This is a genomic window from Bacillus luti (assembly GCF_001884105.1).
GTDB lineage: Bacteria > Bacillota > Bacilli > Bacillales > Bacillaceae_G > Bacillus_A > Bacillus_A luti.
Genome location: NZ_MACI01000006.1, coordinates 1 through 18,606 on the forward strand (window position 1 = coordinate 1; position 18,606 = coordinate 18,606).

21 protein-coding genes and 1 pseudogene are annotated in these 18,606 nt (G+C 34.8%); 4 read left to right on the forward strand and 18 right to left on the reverse strand.

Annotated features, from left to right (window positions below; genetic code table 11):
• Both BAQ48_RS01050 and BAQ48_RS01055 read right to left on the reverse strand, forming a co-directional pair.
• A pseudogene (locus BAQ48_RS01050) lies at positions 1 to 189 on the reverse strand (RNA-guided endonuclease InsQ/TnpB family protein); the annotation flags it as partial.
• Between the two features lie 160 nt (positions 190 to 349).
• On the reverse strand, positions 350 to 925 hold the full coding sequence (locus BAQ48_RS01055) for an FtsX-like permease family protein (RefSeq protein WP_071709666.1): 576 nt from the start codon (positions 923 to 925) through the stop codon (positions 350 to 352).
• 169 nt (positions 926 to 1,094) lie between these two features.
• Between BAQ48_RS01055 and BAQ48_RS01060 the strand changes: the two genes are divergently transcribed.
• Positions 1,095 to 1,694, forward strand: a complete 600-nt coding sequence (locus BAQ48_RS01060) for a histidine kinase (protein ID WP_071709667.1) — start codon at positions 1,095 to 1,097, stop codon at positions 1,692 to 1,694.
• Positions 1,695 to 1,777: 83 nt separating this feature from the next.
• On the opposite strand, the gene alsR is transcribed toward BAQ48_RS01060, so the two are convergent.
• Positions 1,778 to 2,677, reverse strand: a complete 900-nt coding sequence (gene alsR, locus BAQ48_RS01065; RefSeq protein WP_000423232.1) for an acetoin biosynthesis transcriptional regulator AlsR — start codon at positions 2,675 to 2,677, stop codon at positions 1,778 to 1,780.
• A 152-nt stretch (positions 2,678 to 2,829) separates the two neighbouring features.
• On the opposite strand from alsR, the gene BAQ48_RS01070 reads away from it, so the two are divergent.
• Complete coding sequence (locus tag BAQ48_RS01070) at positions 2,830 to 3,195, forward strand: CidA/LrgA family holin-like protein (protein WP_071709668.1); 366 nt, start codon at positions 2,830 to 2,832, stop codon at positions 3,193 to 3,195.
• On the forward strand, positions 3,192 to 3,869 hold the full coding sequence (locus BAQ48_RS01075) for an LrgB family protein (RefSeq protein WP_000578950.1): 678 nt from the start codon (positions 3,192 to 3,194) through the stop codon (positions 3,867 to 3,869). The genes BAQ48_RS01070 and BAQ48_RS01075 overlap by 4 nt, the downstream gene beginning before the upstream one ends.
• 11 nt (positions 3,870 to 3,880) lie before the next feature.
• On the opposite strand, the gene BAQ48_RS01080 is transcribed toward BAQ48_RS01075, so the two are convergent.
• Complete coding sequence (locus tag BAQ48_RS01080; RefSeq protein WP_116758444.1) at positions 3,881 to 4,300, reverse strand: NUDIX hydrolase; 420 nt, start codon at positions 4,298 to 4,300, stop codon at positions 3,881 to 3,883.
• Between the two features lie 135 nt (positions 4,301 to 4,435).
• Between BAQ48_RS01080 and BAQ48_RS01085 the strand changes: the two genes are divergently transcribed.
• Complete coding sequence (locus tag BAQ48_RS01085) at positions 4,436 to 4,636, forward strand: DUF3903 domain-containing protein (protein ID WP_071709670.1); 201 nt, start codon at positions 4,436 to 4,438, stop codon at positions 4,634 to 4,636.
• A 315-nt stretch (positions 4,637 to 4,951) separates the two neighbouring features.
• On the opposite strand, the gene BAQ48_RS01090 is transcribed toward BAQ48_RS01085, so the two are convergent.
• From BAQ48_RS01090 to BAQ48_RS01155, 14 genes are all read right to left on the reverse strand, one after another.
• On the reverse strand, positions 4,952 to 5,707 hold the full coding sequence (locus BAQ48_RS01090; protein ID WP_071709671.1) for a sulfite exporter TauE/SafE family protein: 756 nt from the start codon (positions 5,705 to 5,707) through the stop codon (positions 4,952 to 4,954).
• 108 nt (positions 5,708 to 5,815) lie between these two features.
• On the reverse strand, positions 5,816 to 5,962 hold the full coding sequence (locus tag BAQ48_RS01095; protein ID WP_000644411.1) for a BC1881 family protein: 147 nt from the start codon (positions 5,960 to 5,962) through the stop codon (positions 5,816 to 5,818).
• A 176-nt stretch (positions 5,963 to 6,138) separates the two neighbouring features.
• Entirely contained in the window at positions 6,139 to 6,642 is a 504-nt protein-coding gene (locus BAQ48_RS01100) for a hypothetical protein (protein WP_242660426.1), read from the reverse strand.
• A gap of 68 nt (positions 6,643 to 6,710) precedes the next feature.
• Positions 6,711 to 7,730 carry a nuclease-related domain-containing protein gene (locus tag BAQ48_RS01105; protein ID WP_071709673.1) on the reverse strand — a complete coding sequence of 340 codons (1,020 nt, stop codon included), beginning with the start codon at positions 7,728 to 7,730 and terminating at the stop codon, positions 6,711 to 6,713.
• Positions 7,731 to 7,829: 99 nt separating this feature from the next.
• Complete coding sequence (locus BAQ48_RS01110) at positions 7,830 to 9,593, reverse strand: ABC transporter ATP-binding protein (protein WP_071709674.1); 1,764 nt, start codon at positions 9,591 to 9,593, stop codon at positions 7,830 to 7,832.
• Positions 9,593 to 11,344 carry an ABC transporter ATP-binding protein gene (locus BAQ48_RS01115; RefSeq protein ID WP_071709675.1) on the reverse strand — a complete coding sequence of 584 codons (1,752 nt, stop codon included), beginning with the start codon at positions 11,342 to 11,344 and terminating at the stop codon, positions 9,593 to 9,595. Before BAQ48_RS01115 ends, BAQ48_RS01110 begins: the two co-directional genes overlap by 1 nt.
• Positions 11,345 to 11,466: 122 nt before the next feature.
• Positions 11,467 to 11,688: a YneF family protein gene (locus BAQ48_RS01120; RefSeq protein ID WP_001123316.1), complete on the reverse strand. Its 222-nt coding sequence runs from the start codon at positions 11,686 to 11,688 to the stop codon at positions 11,467 to 11,469.
• Positions 11,689 to 11,766: 78 nt separating this feature from the next.
• Complete coding sequence (gene sirA / locus BAQ48_RS01125) at positions 11,767 to 12,207, reverse strand: sporulation inhibitor of replication protein SirA (protein WP_000860633.1); 441 nt, start codon at positions 12,205 to 12,207, stop codon at positions 11,767 to 11,769.
• A gap of 156 nt (positions 12,208 to 12,363) precedes the next feature.
• A complete protein-coding gene (gene tkt / locus BAQ48_RS01130; RefSeq protein WP_071709676.1) occupies positions 12,364 to 14,364 on the reverse strand; it encodes a transketolase in 2,001 nt (666 codons plus the stop codon).
• Positions 14,365 to 14,587: 223 nt separating this feature from the next.
• Positions 14,588 to 15,070, reverse strand: coding sequence for a coproporphyrinogen III oxidase (locus tag BAQ48_RS01135; protein ID WP_071709677.1), 483 nt, complete (start codon positions 15,068 to 15,070; stop codon positions 14,588 to 14,590).
• Positions 15,071 to 15,157: 87 nt separating this feature from the next.
• Positions 15,158 to 15,961 carry a phosphonate ABC transporter, permease protein PhnE gene (gene phnE, locus BAQ48_RS01140; protein WP_071709678.1) on the reverse strand — a complete coding sequence of 268 codons (804 nt, stop codon included), beginning with the start codon at positions 15,959 to 15,961 and terminating at the stop codon, positions 15,158 to 15,160.
• The gene (phnE, locus tag BAQ48_RS01145) at positions 15,961 to 16,755 is read right to left on the reverse strand and encodes a phosphonate ABC transporter, permease protein PhnE (protein ID WP_071709679.1); all 795 of its coding nucleotides are present in this window, start codon (positions 16,753 to 16,755) and stop codon (positions 15,961 to 15,963) included. The genes phnE (BAQ48_RS01140) and phnE (BAQ48_RS01145) overlap by 1 nt, the downstream gene beginning before the upstream one ends.
• Complete coding sequence (gene phnC / locus BAQ48_RS01150; protein ID WP_071709680.1) at positions 16,752 to 17,525, reverse strand: phosphonate ABC transporter ATP-binding protein; 774 nt, start codon at positions 17,523 to 17,525, stop codon at positions 16,752 to 16,754. Before phnC ends, phnE (BAQ48_RS01145) begins: the two co-directional genes overlap by 4 nt.
• A 95-nt stretch (positions 17,526 to 17,620) precedes the next feature.
• On the reverse strand, positions 17,621 to 18,559 hold the full coding sequence (locus tag BAQ48_RS01155; protein WP_000915067.1) for a phosphate/phosphite/phosphonate ABC transporter substrate-binding protein: 939 nt from the start codon (positions 18,557 to 18,559) through the stop codon (positions 17,621 to 17,623).
• Positions 18,560 to 18,606: the final 47 nt, after the last annotated feature.

Here is an 18,606-nt window from a genome sequence, read left to right on the forward strand (position 1 = left end):
TTCTTTTTGCAAAGGCTGCAACTCTTTTTCTTGTGTTAATCCAGTGTACACCTGGCGTATATAAAAGTTTGTAGTGTTGTACATATTCTTAGCGTTATGACAACATTCTTGAAAATAAGAATACATACGATGCCCTTTTTTAATCAAAATTTGAAGAGTTTTATAGTTTGATGAATTTTCCTTTGTCATTTTATTCACCTCCTTGTTAAGGATATTATAGCAAAAGAGAACATACGTTTCTTCTTTTTTCTTGAAAATAAAATATGTCTTTCGATTCACCTCACCACCTTCACTTACGTTTAGAGGTGGGAGTCCTCTCGAAAGACATGATAGAAAAAGGCATGATTTCTCATGCCTTTTCCTTGAAATGAAACGAATTTTTATCTTGTAAACTTTGAACAAATCGAAAACATTGCACCATCGATAATAGAAGGATAACGATCATAATTATACTAACTACTACTATTGCATATATTGTAATCGGTGCACTATTTATCCCTTGTATTCCTGCTATTTTCATAAAGATAATCGTAAATAATTTTAAAAATAACATCCCATTAACTAATCCAAAAACAAACGCCGTTCCATAAATAAATAATTGCTCCTGACATAATAAACATAGCACTTCATTTCTCTTCCTATTCACTGCTACATAAGATTTAACTTCTTCTTTCCTCACTTGCAGAAGAGAATAAGTCATTTTATATGTAATAAACATACATATGAAAATGACTACGATAAACAGCGTGTAAAAACACATTTGAAATACAAGTGTATCCCCTAATTCCCCAACGGCTACTTCATTAAATTGTAGCGATACCATAAAAAATAAAATTATAGTACTCATAGCAATCCACATAAATTGCTTCATCCTTTTGGCAGCAAATGTTCTTATATTTTTTCTCGCTAACCGATATAAAGACATAAATTTCTTCCCCTACCTTATAACATACGCATTCTATACTACTAGTGTATAAAAATATGACATTTTAAACATCGCACTACAATCTGAATCTTTTCTAAGCCTTTAGTCCTAGAAAATAAAATGGTTAAAATTCCATTTATATACTACAATTGTAAAAAGGAGGGGTTATATGCGTGTGAAATTGCTGTTTATTCTTTCTTTATTACTTTTCACTAGTTGTAATCCATTAAAAAATAGTGAAGGTTCCACTGTTAAACCACATAAGTTAACAAAAGAGCAATCTGACATTTTACAAATGACTCCTATAGGTGAAGGAAATAGAATGTTTTATGATGTTACAATCAAAAATAATAAAGATGAACTTCAGGCTAAAATTGAATATTATCAAAATGGTAAAAAAGTAAAAGAAATCGCGAACATAGCTGCATCATATTTTGTAGAAAAGAAAATAAAACTTTCTTTCATAGCACCAAATCTCCAATTGAATAACAATATACATGTAAAAGGTCAATGGTATATTAATATTGACGGTGGTTCCACGCTTGTTCCTGAAGATGAGCCACCAAACGTAAATAGTTCTGCAACTACTACAATTCAATCTGCAAAAAGTTTAAGATACAATCAAAAAACAATTTTAGCTGCTGTAATCCAATCAAGTAAAGAAACTGTAAGCGTAAATGCAATTGATGAAGAAACAGGTATTGACGCACTCTTAAAAGAAAATGAGCACGTTTATCTATTTAGTATTGAGCTAAAAAAAGTACAATAAAGCGGAAATGCAATTTAGTGCATTTCCGCTTTATTGTTTAACAAGGTGTACTTTTATATATCTGAATTAAACCGTTACTGTTATTACGCATCTTCTACTTCTATTCTTTTCTTCTCTCTTGCAATTTTTAAAAACTCTAAAAGCTCTGGATTGCTATTCATTTTTTTGTAAGCCACTGACATTTCTGCCACAAAATTAGAATCATATAGCTCTTTATATACAACTTCTGTTTTATATAATTTATTTGCCGATACAGGTATGACTGTAATTCCAATCCCTGCTGCTACAAGCCCCATAACAGTTTGGTATTCTGTTGCTTCTTGTACAATGCGTGGACTAAATCCAACTTCTCTGCAAAGAGATAAAATTGTATCGTACAATGCTGGCCAGACTGGTCTTGTAATAAATACAAATGGCTCATCTCGTAAATCTTCTATATGTATTTCATCTTTCTCTGCAAGCGGATGTGCCTTTGGTAAACATAAAGTACAAGACAACTTTTGAATTGGTTCTAATTCTAGTAATTGCGTTGAAATTGGTGGACGTAAAAAGCCAATATCAATACGATTATCATGAAGTGCATGAACTTGATCTGGCGTAGACAATTCATGTAATGCAACAGATACTCTCGGAAATTTCTTTCTATACTCCCTAACGATAGATGGTAAAATATCATATATCGCCGCTCCTACAAAACCAATTGAAAGTGATCCTACTTCGCCCCTTTGTGCACTTTGTGCAACTTCTACTGCTTTTTCAATTTGTTCAAACGCTTTTTTCACTTCTTTTAAAAACATTTCTCCTGCTTCTGTTAATTCAACTTTTCTCTTTGTTCTTGAAAATAACATAACTCCCATTTCTTTTTCTAATTGCTGAATTTGCTGACTAAGCGGTGGTTGTGTCATTTGTAAACGAGCAGCCGCTCGTCCAAAGTGCAACTCTTCTGCCACTACAACAAAATATTGCAAATGCCGTAATTCCATTTTGGACACCCTTTTCACTTTCGATTAATACATCTAATATATTAATAACACATAATTTATATATTAGACAAATTTTTTGAATGAACGTATAGTAGAAATTGTTAATTCTTTTTTGCAATTTTTATGTAAAAAAAGAAAGAGGTGGTTACTGTATGAAATGGTGGAAGTTAAGCGGACAAATTTTATTACTATTTTGTTTCGCTTGGACAGGTGAATGGATTGCAAAACAGGCACACCTCCCAGTTCCAGGAAGTATAATCGGGATTTTTCTATTATTAATCTCATTAAAATTTAACATAGTTAAAAAAGAGTGGATACAAGACGGTGCTGATTTTTTATTAAAAGAACTTATTTTATTTTTCATTCCTTCTGCAGTCGCTGTCATACGCTACAAAGATACATTATCACAATATGGAATCGATCTCATTTTGATTATTATGATTAGTACACTTTGCGTTACTCTCGTTACAGGACTTTTAACAGAATTGCTACTTAAGCGGAAAGGATCAACACAATGATCGGCTTTCTTTGTTTACTATTAACACTATTCACATATTGGATATCAAAAAAATTATATCAGCGCTGGAATTGGAGTTTACTTTCTCCTCTTCTTGTTTGTCCCATTATTTTAATTGCTTTATTGCTTGGATTAGATACACCTTATGAAACATATGAATCTGGTGGTCAATGGCTAACAGAATTATTAAAACCTGCAACAGTTGCTTTTGCATGGCCAATCTATAAATACTTTGATTTACTAAAGAAACATGGCGTAGCCATCTTACTTAATGTCATTGTCGGTTCATTTTTATCAGTTATTACTTCAGCACTACTAGCGAATTTTTTTCAAATCGATGCAACACTAGAACATAGTTTAGCCCCACACATTGTAACGACACCGATCGCAATGGCAATCTCAGAAATGATTGGTGGTATGTCACAATTAACAGCAGTATTTGTCGTTTTAACTGCGTTAACAGGAGCATTGCTTGGTCCATCTCTTATACGTATATGCCGCATTAAAACTGCGCTCGCAAAAGGCATTATGTTAGGTACAAGCGCAAATGGAACAGGTACATCAAAAGCGTTTGAAATCGGTCCTGTTGAAGGAACAATTGCCAGTTTATCCATGCTTTTAACAGCAGGAGCTAGTTTAGTTATCGTTCCGCTTTTCTTATCGTGGATACATTAAAAAGCAAGTATTTAAATACTTGCTTTTTTATTTATATATTGGCATATTAACTCATAATCCTCTGGAAAAGCTAACGATAATGTTTCAACTTCACGTATTCCTTTCCAAGCAATTTCATGTATTAACTCATCAGGGTCTTGTATGTTCATATTACCACCTGTTTTTTCTACAAAGTAATAATGAACATAGACGGGAATTCCATATGTAATACCTTCTTTTTCGTATATTTTATTTACAACTTCCACACTATAACCTGTTTCCTCCCAAACTTCTCGGATACAACATTCTTCTAGTGTTTCTCCTTTTTCAAGTCCTCCACTTGGGACAGACCACCTTTTTTCTTCTCCCTTTTGTCCTTGCAATACCATTAAAACTTCATTTCTTTCATTTACACATATAGCTGCTGCACCTATCCATCTCTCCATGTACATCCCTCCCCTACAAAAATTCGCCTTCTTTATCTTTTTCTCCTTGAAAAAAGAGGAAAAAAGTAAACTAATGACGAAAAATCACATTAACTTCATAGACAATCCCTTCTTAGAAATTAAAAACGGAAGGATGAAAATATGATTTCTAAATATGTTGTGGAATGTGTCTTTTGTGAAGAAAATCGAAAACCTCGACAAGCTATCGTCACAGTTCCCGCCACTACTCAGCTACTAGCCATTGAAAAAGTGCGTGCGGAATGTAAACGTCGTTTCGGAAAAGCTTTATTATTGCAAACAGAAATTAAAGAAGAAATAATTTTTGAACAAAAAGAAAGCTGACCATCAACTGGTCAGCTTTCATATCCGATCATATTTTCACATGAAGATTAGGGGCATCCTCTTTAAGGATCGGGATTTTTCCATTATGTACGTTCCATAATGGTCATCGAACAATATATTTCTATACAATTAAATATTGAATAGAATAGGGCAAAACTTGTTCGCATTTTTAGAAAAGGGATAGGGATATAATTCAAGTAGTACTTCGAATACTCGAACTTTACACTCATTATATTAAAGCAAATCTTTTCATATGGGAAATATGAATTACTTACATAATTCAGTCGTAAAACATATTAGTTTGCTATATTATTTTTATTCCATCAATAACATACATCCAGCTAAAACTGGTGTCATAACCATTGATAACTTCAAAAGCATGTGTGGTGCATAATTCGTAAACTTCGCACCGATATACGCTCCTAACATCGTCCCAATTAATACTTGCAATAACAATATAAAATCTAAATACCCTTCTGAACTATATCCAAGCCCGCCTCCAATCGCAATCGGCAATATAACAAGCATAGTCGTTCCTACAGATTGCTGAATCGTTAATCCTAATAGAACCATTAATCCAAGTTGAATAAATGGTGCAGAACCAATCCCGAATGAACCAGCCAGTATTCCAGTGACTAATCCAAGACATATACATTTCATTATGTATTCTTTCGAAAAATCTTTAATTTCTGCTAAAAGTAATTCTTCCCTATTTTGAAACTTAATTAATTTAATACACATAAAAATTGCAGATAAAAATAACATCCCAGCTGTAAACCAATGAAGAAGGTGTGCTGGTATAAGTGAACCAAACTTAGAACCAATATAAGAACCAAACGCCCCAAATCCACCAACAATCCCGCCTATAATAAATACAACATTTCCTTCACGATAATGACTTATAACCCCAGATAATGTCGTAAATGCCATAGCTGTTAAAGATGTTGCAAGAGCAACGTGGATAGGAATATGGAATACTAAAGTGAGTATCGCGATAATAAAACCGGCTCCCCCAGCCCCAACGAACCCTAATAAAATCCCCATCACTAACATCGTTATAATAATTGCCACATGCTCCCCCTCCAGTACCCCAATTATCTACTATACGCTCTCTTGCACACAAATAAAAAGCATCCTAGCCGGATGCTTTTTATACATTTCTATATTGATAGTATGTACTTAATCTTGATTAATCAAAATAACAGCAGGACCCGCTACTACTACTCCAGCTACTTCTATCTTTTCAAATTCCTTTACGGTAATAGATATAACTCCTTCTCTTTCCATCAATTCTTTACTCAGGACATCAGTCGGTATTGCTTTCACCGTCTTACCTCCTTTTCATTTTATAAAGTGCTACAAAAAATAACCCAATGCATCTATATATATGCATCACCTCCGCTTTCATTCCTTATTCCCCTCAAAATTCACATTCCCTTTCTATAGCATATTGAAAAATAAAAAAGAAGTTATACAATTTATAACTTCTTCCTCTCACTATATTAATCTCGCTGCACCTTATATTCTATAACATTCCCATCATTATCAAATTGTAAAACAAGACGTTCACTATCTATTGAAATGAAGCCACGCTCATTTCCAAGATAATACGAAGTGGTAGCTCCCACTTCCTCATTTCTTGTTTCAGTAGGATCTCCTAACAATTTTATAATTTCTTCGTTTGATTTTCCTATTAATTTGTATTTTTGTAATAAGTCATCTACCATATGTACCCGCTTATCCGCATCATTTAACCATCGATTTTGATTAAACTTTGATGTATATTCATTTACACCTAATTGTACGGTACACACTATTAATGGAATAAGCGCTATTATCATTACACTTAACACTTGCTTCTTTTCTTTATTACGATTTACTGAAACATGTATAATAGCCCACTGAATCATAACTAATAAAACAAATGGCATGACTACTACAAGAATACTATTTACGCTTAATGACATATGAACTATATCCATAACAAAAATAAATATAAGATACATTACTACATACAAACAAAAATAAACATACAGAATGCCGCGTAATATAGCGTTCAGAAAAATTTCTCCTTTTAATTCATTTTATAACTCATCCGGCTAATCATTTCTCGAATCATTTCTAATTCTTGTTCTGTATATACTACTTTCCCTGTTAAAATTTCATTTCTGAAGAACGTTACAATTTGCTCCCTATCTTTTAATCTCGGCGTTTCTTCTTCAGAAAGATCTATCAATTCTTTGCCACTTTCATTGTAAAAATATACAACTGGCTTTACATTTTCTTTTACAATATCAACTTGTATTTCTTTCAATCGATTGTATAAAATGTGAGATAATTCCTTCGCTCTACATACTGGATTCCCTTCATTTTTCACTTGTAGCGTTAATGAATCTGCACCTGTAATCCATTCAAACGTCTCTTCTTTCTCAACATCTTGTTGATACTTACCAATTTCATCAATCATAAATGAATATATATTAGCATTTTCTTTCGTTAAACCATGAATTAACTTCCCTGTCCATTCTTTCGTCTCAAGTAGATATATGCCCGTTTTACTTAAGACAAGATGATGAATTCGAAAATCATTTCCTCCACGCTGATTTCTAACAAAAATGTTCGGTATAATATGAAATTCATTATCTACTATTATTCCTTGCTCTACGAATCCTCGTTTCATATAATATAATGTTTCGTGTGTATTCACTTCAGCACCATTTTTAGTATACTCTCGTAAATCCGCAATTAGCTTTTGAAACATATGTATTTCATTACTATGTTTATCTTGCATTTCACTACGTTCTTTACTATGTTGTATAGCTAACTGATTTTTCATCATACGCATATTTTCAAGTTCTCTATTTGCACTTACTTGTAAATCATTGTATTTCTTCTGTTCCATATTTTTCAATGTATTTTGTTGTTCTTTATGTTCTGTAACCGTAGCTGCAATTTCATTTTCATACGTTTCAATTGCTTGCTTCTTTTCAAATTCCACTTGCTGACTCTCTGATTCTAACTGTTTATTTTTATAAAACAGTACGAACACTCCAGCTAATAATAATAAAATTATACCTATTAGCACATAATCCATAGTTCGACTCCTTTTATATACATATTTCTACTATATTATACTATGTTATCGATATATATTTTGTAGAAATTTCACGTGCAATCAAAAGACCTTGTAACTCTACAAGGCCTTTTGTAAACTTCCTTTATTTTGTAGTAAATACATATTATAATACAACCCTTGTTCACTCAGTAACTCTTGATGTGTTCCTCTCTCCACTATCTCTCCATCATGCATAACAAAAATTTGATCCGCATCTTGAATTGTAGATAATCTGTGCGCAATTGCTATCGTCGTTCTCCCTTTTCGCATTTGCTGCAACGCTGTTTGGATAGCCTCTTCTGTTTCTGTATCAATATTAGCTGTTGCCTCATCTAATACTAATACTTTCGGATTCGTTGCTATCGTTCTAGCAAAAGCGATTAATTGTCGTTGCCCACTAGAAAATGCAGCTCCTCTTTCTACTACTTCTGTTTCATACTGCTCTGGTAATTTTTCAATAAACATATTGGCTTGCACAAATCGCGCAGCTTCTTTTACTTCTTCATCCGTAATCTCTTCATTGTACATACGAATATTTTGCTTAATATTTCCCGCAAATAAAAATGCATCTTGCAATACGAGTCCTATTTTCTTTCTAATTTCTTGTTCTCCAAAATTCTCTAAATCCACACCATCTATTACAATATTTCCTGATTTAATATTATAAAATCGCATTAATAAATTCATAATCGTACTTTTCCCGCTACCAGTATGCCCAACAAAAGCAACCGTTTGCCCTTGTTTCACGTGAAAAGAGACATTTTTTAAAACATCACGCTTTCCATCATACGAAAAAGTAACATTTTTAAATTCAATATCCCCATCAACTACTTGAGGGTTCCCATTCCCTTTTTGAACGGGCGCTAAATCTGTCTCATCCATTAAATGAAATACACGTGACGATGAAACAAGTGCCTGTTGGAAAAATGACAATTTCATCATCATCTCATTTACAGGCTGGAAGAAACGATGAATATAATTAACAAAGGCATATAAAACCCCTACTTCAACTGGACTTTTTAAAGCATCAATTCCAAATAAACCAAGTACTAACGCAATTGCTATAATATGAACTAAATCTGTAGCTGGACGTAAAAGTAATGCGTCTAACTTTAACGTACGTCGTCCTGCACTATAATGTTTATTATTCACTTCTTCAAATTCTTTTCTCATCCGCTTTTCTTGCCTAAACACTTGAACAATATTCATTCCTTGAATGGATTCATTTAACTTTGCATTTAAAACACTCAATTGATTACGTACTTCTAAATAAAAAGCAGCACTTTTCCGGCGATATAATACCATAATCGCAAACATTATTGGAATTAACACAAGAGAAAATAGCGCTAGTTTTACATTTAATAAAAACATCGCTACTAAAATACCAATTAAAAAGACTACATTTTTGACAAATGTGGATAATACACTGACATAAAAATCTTTAATTGCTTCCGTATCATTCGTTATGCGCGATACGAGTGTACCGATTGGCGTACGATCAAAGAAACTTAATGACAACTTTTGAACATGTTCGTATACTTCAACACGCATATCTTGAACAATTTTAAAAGCAATATTTTGAAAATATAATAAATCCAAATACGTAAATAATACTTTTAATAAATGGGCAACTATGTATACTACAAATAAAGTAACGAGCGCTGATTGTTCAAAATTCCCCGGTACTAAGTGTTCATCAAGAAATTGTTTAATTAAAAAAGGTCCCATCATTTCAGTTACAGTTGCTCCAACTAGAAATAAAAATGCTAATGCTAATAACCCTTTATATGGTCTCATATAAGAAAGCAATCTTCTTAAATCACTCTGTTTGTTCTTAGCCATCATACGCCTCCTTTCTCGACTAATGCTTCTAACTGCTGGCTTTCATACATCTCTTTATACCAACCGTTTTCCTCCATTAATTGCTCATGTGTACCTCGTTGTACAATTCTACCTTCATCCACAACTAGAATAAGATCGGCATGTTGAATTGCACTTAAACGATGAGCAGTAATAATCGTCGTTTTCCCTGCTCTTTCTCTCTTTAATGCATTTAAAATCGTTTCTTCTGTTTTTGCATCTACCGCAGATAAACAGTCGTCCAAAATCAAAATTTCAGCATTCGTTAATAAAGCACGCGCGATTGAGATTCTCTGTTTTTGACCTCCAGATAAAGAAACGCCTCTTTCCCCTACTACTGTTTCATATCCTTCTGAAAATTGGAGTATGTCATTATGGATACAGGCAATCTCTGCAGCACGATTAATTTCATTATATGTAGCATCCGCCTTTCCGAAGGCAATATTCTCCCCAATACTCGCTGAAAATAAAAAATGATCTTGCGGTACGTATGAAATGGCAGAACGTACACCGTAAAGTGTTACATCTCGAATATCTCGCTCTCCAACCTTTAATTCACCATTAAAATGATCATATTCACGGATTAAACATTTTAATAAAGTCGTTTTTCCTGCACCTGTACGTCCTACAACTCCTAACGTTTCACCCTTCTTCAAATCAAAATGAATATCTGTTAAATGTAACCGTTCATTTTTCTTATATGAAAATGAATCAACCGCAAACGAAACATCACCGCTTGCTATTGTATGTACAGCGTTTTCTCTATTTACTACATCTGATTTTTGAGAAAGGATTTTCTCTACACGGTCATACGAAGCGCGTCCACGCTCCATAATATTAAACAACCATCCAAATGCTAACATCGGCCAAACAAGAGTACCTAAATATGTTGTAAATGTAACTAATTCACCGACTGTCAATTCACCTCTCACAACTAATACTGACCCGTAACATACCGCAATTAAAAAAGAAAAACCAACGATAAGAGCGATTGTTGGATCAAACAACGAATCAATACGTGCGACTAACATATTTTTATGTACGACATCTTCTGACTTTTTTCGGAACGCTTGTAAATCTTCTTTCTCTTGTCCAAGTGAGCGAATTACCTTCATCCCACTCATACTCTCTTGCACCTTGTCATTGATTTCCGAAAACGATTGCTGCGCTTTATGAAACCTTTTATGTAATAAAGTTCCATAATAATTTGTCGAAATTGCTACAATTGGCATAGGAATTAAGCTTAACAATGTTAACTTCCAACTAATTGTAAAGCCCATCGCTACAAGTACACATCCCCCAACCGCTAGTGAATCAACTAATGTTAATACACCCGCTCCAGCAGTTTGCTGAATCGCTTGAATATCATTCGTTGCATGTGCCATTAAATTACCTGTGCGATTTGACTGATAGAAAGATGGACTCATCTTTGTAAAATGTTCATATAAATTTTTTCGTAATTGACGGGCTAGTTTTAAAGAAGATCCAAAAATCATAATACGCCATAAGTAACGCAATACGTACATAGTAATCCCAACAGCTACTAACAAAATAACCCACTTCAACAATTTTTCAGATGTTAATGTTTCATTATTAATTTCATCTACTACAATACCTAGTACTTTCGGAGCTACAAGTTCAAGAAGTGCGACACCAAATAACATAATAATTCCGATTATGTACGCTCGTTTTTCTTGTTTAAAAAACCACGCTAAATTAATAAATACCTTCATTTTTATCCTCCTCCCTTAAAATGAGCGATGTTTTCAGTTTACCAAAAATGCAGAATTTTTAAAAGTTTTAAACTCTATAATCATAAAAAGAAAAGACACTCTTAGCGAGTGTCTTTTAGCGCTTATTTCGTTTGTTGCTTGCTCATCGCGCTCATCATTTGATTGATTTTCTTTTGGGAAGGTTTTTGTCCCATCTGCATCATCATCATTTTTAACATTTGTTCATTAATTGGTGGATTTTTTTCTAAGTAGTTCATCATGTATTTGCGGGCAATGAAAAATCCTAACGCTACGCCTGCTACTAGTGCTACTACGCCCACTAGAATACCTAACCAAATCGGCATATATTTTCCTCCTTCATGTTGTCTACCTTACAGTGTACTAAAACCTTTTCAATAAGACAAGATACAATTCGACATTTTTTACACATATGTTCGTACTTGTTTTAGAGGATTCAGCCATCCATACTTTGTATTTTCATAATCCATAGCTAAAAATGTTAATTCACACTTTCGAAGCACCTCAAAAAACGTCGTTTCCATAGAGACATTTCCAGAAGTGTTCATACGAATATAGTGTGGTTTCACGATTATTTCGCCGTATTCCGCTCCTGTAAAAAGTGTATGTGTATGATGTGTTCTATCATATTTACCAAGAGCACGTAAAGCTTGCTCTAATTTATGATGAATTTTCATTACTTGTAATGGCATCGTTATATACATCATTTGTTTGTATAACACTTTTTTCTCCGAAAGGGACCCAGATTCTGAAAATCGAGCAAATAAATCAAAAAACAAATATTCACGACCAAAATAAGCTTTCGCAATATCCTCTTGAATTAAATACAATTCATACGTTTTCATTTTCAGCCTCCCAATCTGGACAACCTTTTCTCTTCATTATATAGAAGAAAATTTGCAATGATTGTCTGACTGCGGAGAGATAAAAAACTTTTTCTGTCGAAAAAACTCATTTACATAGAAAAATCTCTCCATGCCGGAGAGATTTTTCTAAAATCATTAAAGCATTTCTTTTACTTTACGAACAACGTTCTCTACAGTAAATCCATACTCTTCCATAATCTTCTCACCAGGAGCAGAAGCACCGAATGTATCGATACCTAACACATCTCCTTCAAGACCTACGTAACGGTGCCATCCGAATGTAGCACCCATTTCGATTGCGAAACGTTTCGTTACTGCTTTTGGTAATACAGATTCTTTGTACTCAGCAGTTTGAGCTTCAAAGCGATCCATAGATGGCATGCTGACAACAGCTGCGTCAACGCCGTCTACTGCTAATGCTTTTTGTGCTTCAACAGCTAGGCTTACTTCAGATCCAGTTGCAAGTAAGATAACATCAGCTGTTTCTTTCTTGCTTGCAGAAACTACATATGCACCTTTTGCTACTTTTTCATACGTATCGTCTTTCGCGCCTTCTAATGTTGGAAGGTCTTGACGAGTTAATACTAAAGCAGTTGGTTTGTTTGTAGATTCTAAAGCTAATCTCCAAGCTGCAACAGATTCGTTACCGTCAGCTGGACGAATAACAGAAACGTTTGGCATTGCACGAAGCGCTGCTAATTGCTCAACTGGTTCATGTGTTGGACCATCTTCGCCAACAGCGATACTGTCGTGCGTGAATACATACGTTACTGGCAATTGCATTAATGCTGCAAGACGAATTGCTGGACGTAAGTAGTCAGAGAATACGAAGAACGTACCACCGTAAGTTTTTAAACCGCCATGTAGTGCAATACCGTTCATTGCTGCACCCATTGCGAACTCACGTACACCGTACCAAATGTTTTTACCGCTGTAGTCATCTCTTGTAAAGTCTTTTTCGTTATTCATATATGTTTTGTTAGAACCAGCAAGGTCAGCAGATCCACCGAAGAATGATGGTACAGACTCTGCAATTGCATTAATTACAGCACCTGAAGAATTACGAGTTGCTGCTTTTGATCCTAATTCATAAGTTGGTAAGTTTTGCTCCCAACCTTCTGGAAGAAGACCATTCATTGCTGCTTGCAATTCGTTTGCTAATTCTGGATATGCTTGTGCATATTCGCCTAACATTGTGTTCCAAGCTGCTTGCGCAGTTTCACCAGCATCTTGTACTGTTTTACGGAAGTTGTCATATACTTCTTCTGCAACATGGAAGTCTTGCTCAGCAGTCCAAGCGTATGCTTCTTTCGTTAATTTTGTTTCGTCTACGCCAAGTGGAGAACCATGTGAAGCTGATTTTCCTGATTTGTTTGGAGAACCGAAACCAATTGTCGTTCTTACTTCAATTAGCGTTGGGCGTTTTTCGTCAGCTTTCGCTTCTTCAATTGCTTTCGCGATAGCTTCAATATCGTTTCCATCCTCAACACGGATTACTTGCCATCCGTATGCTTTGTAACGATCTTCTACACTTTCAGAGAATGAACGATTTAAATCGCCATCTAATGAAATATCATTTGAATCGTATAACACAACAAGACGACCTAATTGTAAATGAGCAGCTAATGAAGATGCTTCAGCAGAAACGCCTTCCATTAAATCTCCATCACCACAAATAGCGTATGTATGATGATCTACTACATTATACGCATCACGATTATATTTAGCCGCTAAATGTCTTTCAGCCATTGCCATACCTACAGCTGTTGCAATACCTTGTCCAAGTGGACCAGTAGTTGCATCTACACCTGCTGTATGACCATACTCAGGATGTCCTGGAGTTCTGCTTCCCCATTGACGGAAGTTCTTTAAGTCATCCATTGTTACATCATAACCAGATAGGTGAAGTAGGCTGTATAATAACATTGAACCATGACCTGCAGATAATACGAAACGATCACGGTTAAACCACGTTGGGTTATTTGGATTGTGTTTCATAAATTGAGTCCATAATGTATAAGCCATTGGTGCTGCACCCATTGGCATTCCTGGGTGACCAGAGTTTGCTTTTTCAATCGCATCGATGGATAATGTGCGAATCGTGTTGATAGAAAGTTGTTCGATTGAATGTGACATGCTATTCTTCCCTTCGCTTATATTAGTAAACGTTTTATACATTTATATGATAGCTTCCCACGCAAGATTATACAACATGTATCGACAAATATGTTGATGTTTTTTTGATTTTTTATAAAAAAATCAATGATTTCGGGAATGTATGGGTATTCAATATGACATACTTTTTCATTATTTTTATTTTAAAAAGAAAGGGAATTATCTGTATATTTATACATCATTTTCAAATTCCATAATGTAAGACATATCCTTCCCTATTTTTCACTCTACGAAGCAAACGAATAAAAGACTTTAAATCTTGACATAATTTATCTCGATCAAATACATATCTTTCATATTCTCCATCAATATTAGTATCATTTCCCCATTGACACCGTCCTGTCAGTTCGATTGTTTCTGGACCTAAAGAAAACATACTAACTAGCGAACAAAATAACTGTTCTGCTATCTCTGCCCCTTTCTGTTCAATTTTTGTAATACCATAATAATGAATCCCAAATCCTTCTGCTCTTTTAGCAGGATAATAAACCGGAATCCAATGGATAAAATCTAATAGATACACAATGAGCTCATCACTTAATACGACATATTCCTCTATCATCGCCTCTTCTTTATACAAGAAACAACCCTCAATCCAATTCACACCTTCAAAATCCAATCCCTCTTTTTCAAATGAAACAAATACAAATTCATGCTGTAAAGCCAAAAGACCCCTCCTATTATCCAATAATATCCACATTTTTTATTCTCATTATATAAAAAAAGCACCTTTTATAGGTGCTTCTTTCATAAATCATACAATTTTCTTCCTTATCGAACTTGAAATAAAGTCAATGATAATTACCATTAATATGATGCCTAATAAAATAATTCCTACGCGAGACCAATTCCGTGAGCTTAAAGCAAAAATTAGCGGCGTCCCAATACCACCCGCTCCAATAACACCTAAAATAGCAGCGGATCGTACATTAATTTCAAACCTATATAACGTATAAGATAAAAAGTCCGGTAACACTTGTGGTAATACCGCATACCAAAGAATTTGAAAACGATTTGCTCCTGTAGCAATTAGCGCTTCGGTCGGTCCCTTATCAATATTTTCAATTCCTTCCGAATACAGTTTTCCTAGCATCCCGATAGAATGTAACCCTAAAGCTAGTACGCCCGCGAAAGAACCTGGACCGACAGCTTTTATAAATAAAAGTGCCATTACTAATTCGGGAAATGTACGGACAAAACTAAGTACAAATTTCCCGGTTCCTGAAGTTAATTTTCCACTACTCATATTTGTTGCTGCCCAAAAAGCAAATGGTATAGATAAAAAGGCGGAAATAAATGTGCCTAATACTGCAATAGCCAACGTATCAATTAAACCATGTAATAGATCTTCTCCATCTGGCAAGGATACATACGACCAATCTGGATTAAATACCCCTGTCATAATTGCTTTTGTAATTTCTCCCGCGGTATTCTTTATTCCTTCTAACGGGACTCCTGAAAAGGCCCATACATATATACCTGCAAGTGCTATAAAAATAATCCAGCGATATACACTTGGTTTCTTTCGTTTTGGCATGATCATCGTCGATTCACTCATTATAATTTCTCCCGCAACAACGTACTTATATAATCAATTAACAATACAACAACAAGAGTATAAATAATAATAGAAGCAGTTTGTTGATATTGTAAAAATCCAAGTGTACGATCATAATACAATCCAATGCCACCTGCTCCTACTAACCCTAAAACAGCTGCTGCACGTACATTCACCTCAAATGTATAAAGTACATAGGAGACAAAATGCGCTTTCACTTGTGGTATTACCCCATAAACAATCCACTGCACCTTATTAGCTCCTACAGCAGTCATCGCTTCTAACGGACCAGGGTCAATGGATTCAATGGACTCATATAACAATTTCGCTACGAGCCCAACCGAAAAACAAGTAAGAGCCAAAATACCTGGAAGCGGCCCTATTCCAAAAATCGCCACAAAAATAGCAGCTAATAGTAAATCTGGTATCGTCCGTATAAAATTTAAAATCAAACGAGCTGGACTGTACAAAAACACATTAGTAAATACATTACTTGCCGCAAATAGCGCAAGTGGAATGGCTAAAATGGCCCCTAAAGTCGTCCCAATAATCGCCATACGTATCGTATCTAACATCGCTGTTGTAATAACTTCAAAATAACTCCAATCGGGCGGCACCATTTCCTTCAATAAATCCATCATATTAGGAAAACCAACTACTAGTTTTGCAAATGATGCGTCGACCTGTACACTACTGCCCCATAACAGTACAATAACGAGAATAACCGTTAACATATGTCTCAATTTACTTGGTGGCTTCGGTATCGATTTCGAGTACATCGTCACGTCGTTCATTTAGCTGCCACCTCTAATAATTCACTTTTTCGAGCTACTTCCCCATATATTTCAGCAAACTTTTCATCCGTTGCCTCTTCTACCAATCCATCAAAGACAATTTCACCTGCATGTAATCCAATAATACGAGTAGCATATTGCCTAGCTAAATCAATAGAATGCAAGTTTACAATTGTCGTAATTCCAAAATCTTCATTAATTTTTTTCAAATCATCGAGCACTTGCTTTGTTGTGAGTGGGTCTAACGATGCAACAGGTTCATCCGCCAATATAATTTTCGCTTCTTGCGCCAATGCTCTCGCTATCGATACACGTTGCTGTTGTCCTCCTGATAATTCATCAGCTCGTGCATATGCTTTCTCTAAAATATTCACTCTTTTTAACGCCTGAAATGCAAGCTCCAAATCTTCTTTTGGAAACAACCCTAACGTTGTACGCAGTGTCGAATGATATCCAACACGGCCAGCTAATACATTTTTCAATACCGTTGATCGTTTTACAAGGTTAAAACTTTGAAAAATCATACCTATATCTCGGCGCATGCGTCGTAATCCTTTTCCTTTTGCAGCAGTAATAGACTCGCCTTCAATAATAATTTCACCTTCTGTAATCTCATGAAGACGATTTACTGATCTGAGAAGAGTGGATTTTCCAGCCCCGGATAATCCGACCATTACAACAAACTCACCTTTTTCAATCTTTAAATTTATATTATTCAATCCTTTTGTACCATTCGGATACACTTTGGAGACGTTTTGAAACTCTATCACTCATCTTACCTACCTTCAATGTATTATCAATAACCTAAAAACGGCAAACTAACCGAAATCACACGCCTTCCAGTTAGTCGCCATTTCCATATGTATTATTGTGTTTTTACTTTCTTTCCATATTCACGAACGATATCAAATTTACTATCATCAGATTTAACATATCCTTCATGCGAGTATACTTCTTTAATAATTTTGTGGCCTTCCTCATTCTTTCCAATTTCAATGAAAGCATCTTGTAATTTCTTACTCCACTCTGCATCTAAATCAGAGCGTACCGAAATTGTATCGTTTGGAATTTTCTCTGTAAATTTCACTATTTTCGTTTGATCAAATATATTCGGATAATCTTTTTTTACAATATTGCGCGCATCTTGAAATACAACAGCTGCATCTACGTCACCATTTAAAAGAGCGATAAGAGACTGATCGTGACCTTTTAATGTAACAGGTTTCACATCTTTCAATGGATCAATTCCCTCTTTTAACAACACCGCTGCCGGCCATACATAACCTGCTGATGATGTAACATCTTGATAGCCAATTTTTTTATCTTTTAAATCTTTTACACTATTAATGTTAGAATCTTTCTTAACAACAAATTCAGATTTATAAAAATCTACTAACTCTTTTGTAGGAGCCCCTGTTTCATCCTCTACTCCAAAACGTTGCGCCTGTAAAATTACATTTGCAGCCTTTTTCTCATGCGCTAACACATACGCAGTTGGAGGTAAGAAACCTACATCCACTTGCTTAGATGCCATCGCTTCTACAATTGTATTGTAATTCGTTGAAATACTAACTTTTACCGGGATGTTTAATTTATCACTTAATAACTTTTCCAACGGTTTTGCCTTAGCTTCTAACGTATCTGCATTTTGAGAAGGAACAAATTGAACATTTAACGTCTTCGGTACATACCCTTTTTTTGTATCTTCATTTTTACTTGCACTTGATTCCTTCGTTCCACAGCCACTTAATAATCCCGCTGCTAGTACAACTGTTGTACTCATTGCAAAAACTTTTTTCAACATGTTAATGCCTCCATTTTTTGTTGTTATAAAATAACCTTCCGTAAACA

Bases quoted from the DNA above. Each gene is read 5' to 3' on its own strand.
- BAQ48_RS01055 (WP_071709666.1), bottom strand. From the start codon at position 925: ATGTCTTTATATCGGTTAGCGAGAAAAAATATAAGAACATTTGCTGCC.
- BAQ48_RS01060 (WP_071709667.1), top strand. From the start codon at position 1,095: ATGCGTGTGAAATTGCTGTTTATTCTTTCTTTATTACTTTTCACTAGT.
- alsR (WP_000423232.1), bottom strand. From the start codon at position 2,677: ATGGAATTACGGCATTTGCAATATTTTGTTGTAGTGGCAGAAGAGTTG.
- BAQ48_RS01070 (WP_071709668.1), top strand. From the start codon at position 2,830: ATGAAATGGTGGAAGTTAAGCGGACAAATTTTATTACTATTTTGTTTC.
- BAQ48_RS01075 (WP_000578950.1), top strand. From the start codon at position 3,192: ATGATCGGCTTTCTTTGTTTACTATTAACACTATTCACATATTGGATA.
- BAQ48_RS01080 (WP_116758444.1), bottom strand. From the start codon at position 4,300: ATGTACATGGAGAGATGGATAGGTGCAGCAGCTATATGTGTAAATGAA.
- BAQ48_RS01085 (WP_071709670.1), top strand. From the start codon at position 4,436: ATGATTTCTAAATATGTTGTGGAATGTGTCTTTTGTGAAGAAAATCGA.
- BAQ48_RS01100 (WP_242660426.1), bottom strand. From the start codon at position 6,642: ATGTATCTTATATTTATTTTTGTTATGGATATAGTTCATATGTCATTA.
- BAQ48_RS01105 (WP_071709673.1), bottom strand. From the start codon at position 7,730: ATGGATTATGTGCTAATAGGTATAATTTTATTATTATTAGCTGGAGTG.
- BAQ48_RS01110 (WP_071709674.1), bottom strand. From the start codon at position 9,593: ATGGCTAAGAACAAACAGAGTGATTTAAGAAGATTGCTTTCTTATATG.
- BAQ48_RS01115 (WP_071709675.1), bottom strand. From the start codon at position 11,344: ATGAAGGTATTTATTAATTTAGCGTGGTTTTTTAAACAAGAAAAACGA.
- BAQ48_RS01120 (WP_001123316.1), bottom strand. From the start codon at position 11,688: ATGCCGATTTGGTTAGGTATTCTAGTGGGCGTAGTAGCACTAGTAGCA.
- sirA (WP_000860633.1), bottom strand. From the start codon at position 12,207: ATGAAAACGTATGAATTGTATTTAATTCAAGAGGATATTGCGAAAGCT.
- tkt (WP_071709676.1), bottom strand. From the start codon at position 14,364: ATGTCACATTCAATCGAACAACTTTCTATCAACACGATTCGCACATTA.
- phnE (WP_071709678.1), bottom strand. From the start codon at position 15,961: ATGAGTGAATCGACGATGATCATGCCAAAACGAAAGAAACCAAGTGTA.
- phnE (WP_071709679.1), bottom strand. From the start codon at position 16,755: ATGAACGACGTGACGATGTACTCGAAATCGATACCGAAGCCACCAAGT.
- BAQ48_RS01155 (WP_000915067.1), bottom strand. From the start codon at position 18,559: ATGTTGAAAAAAGTTTTTGCAATGAGTACAACAGTTGTACTAGCAGCG.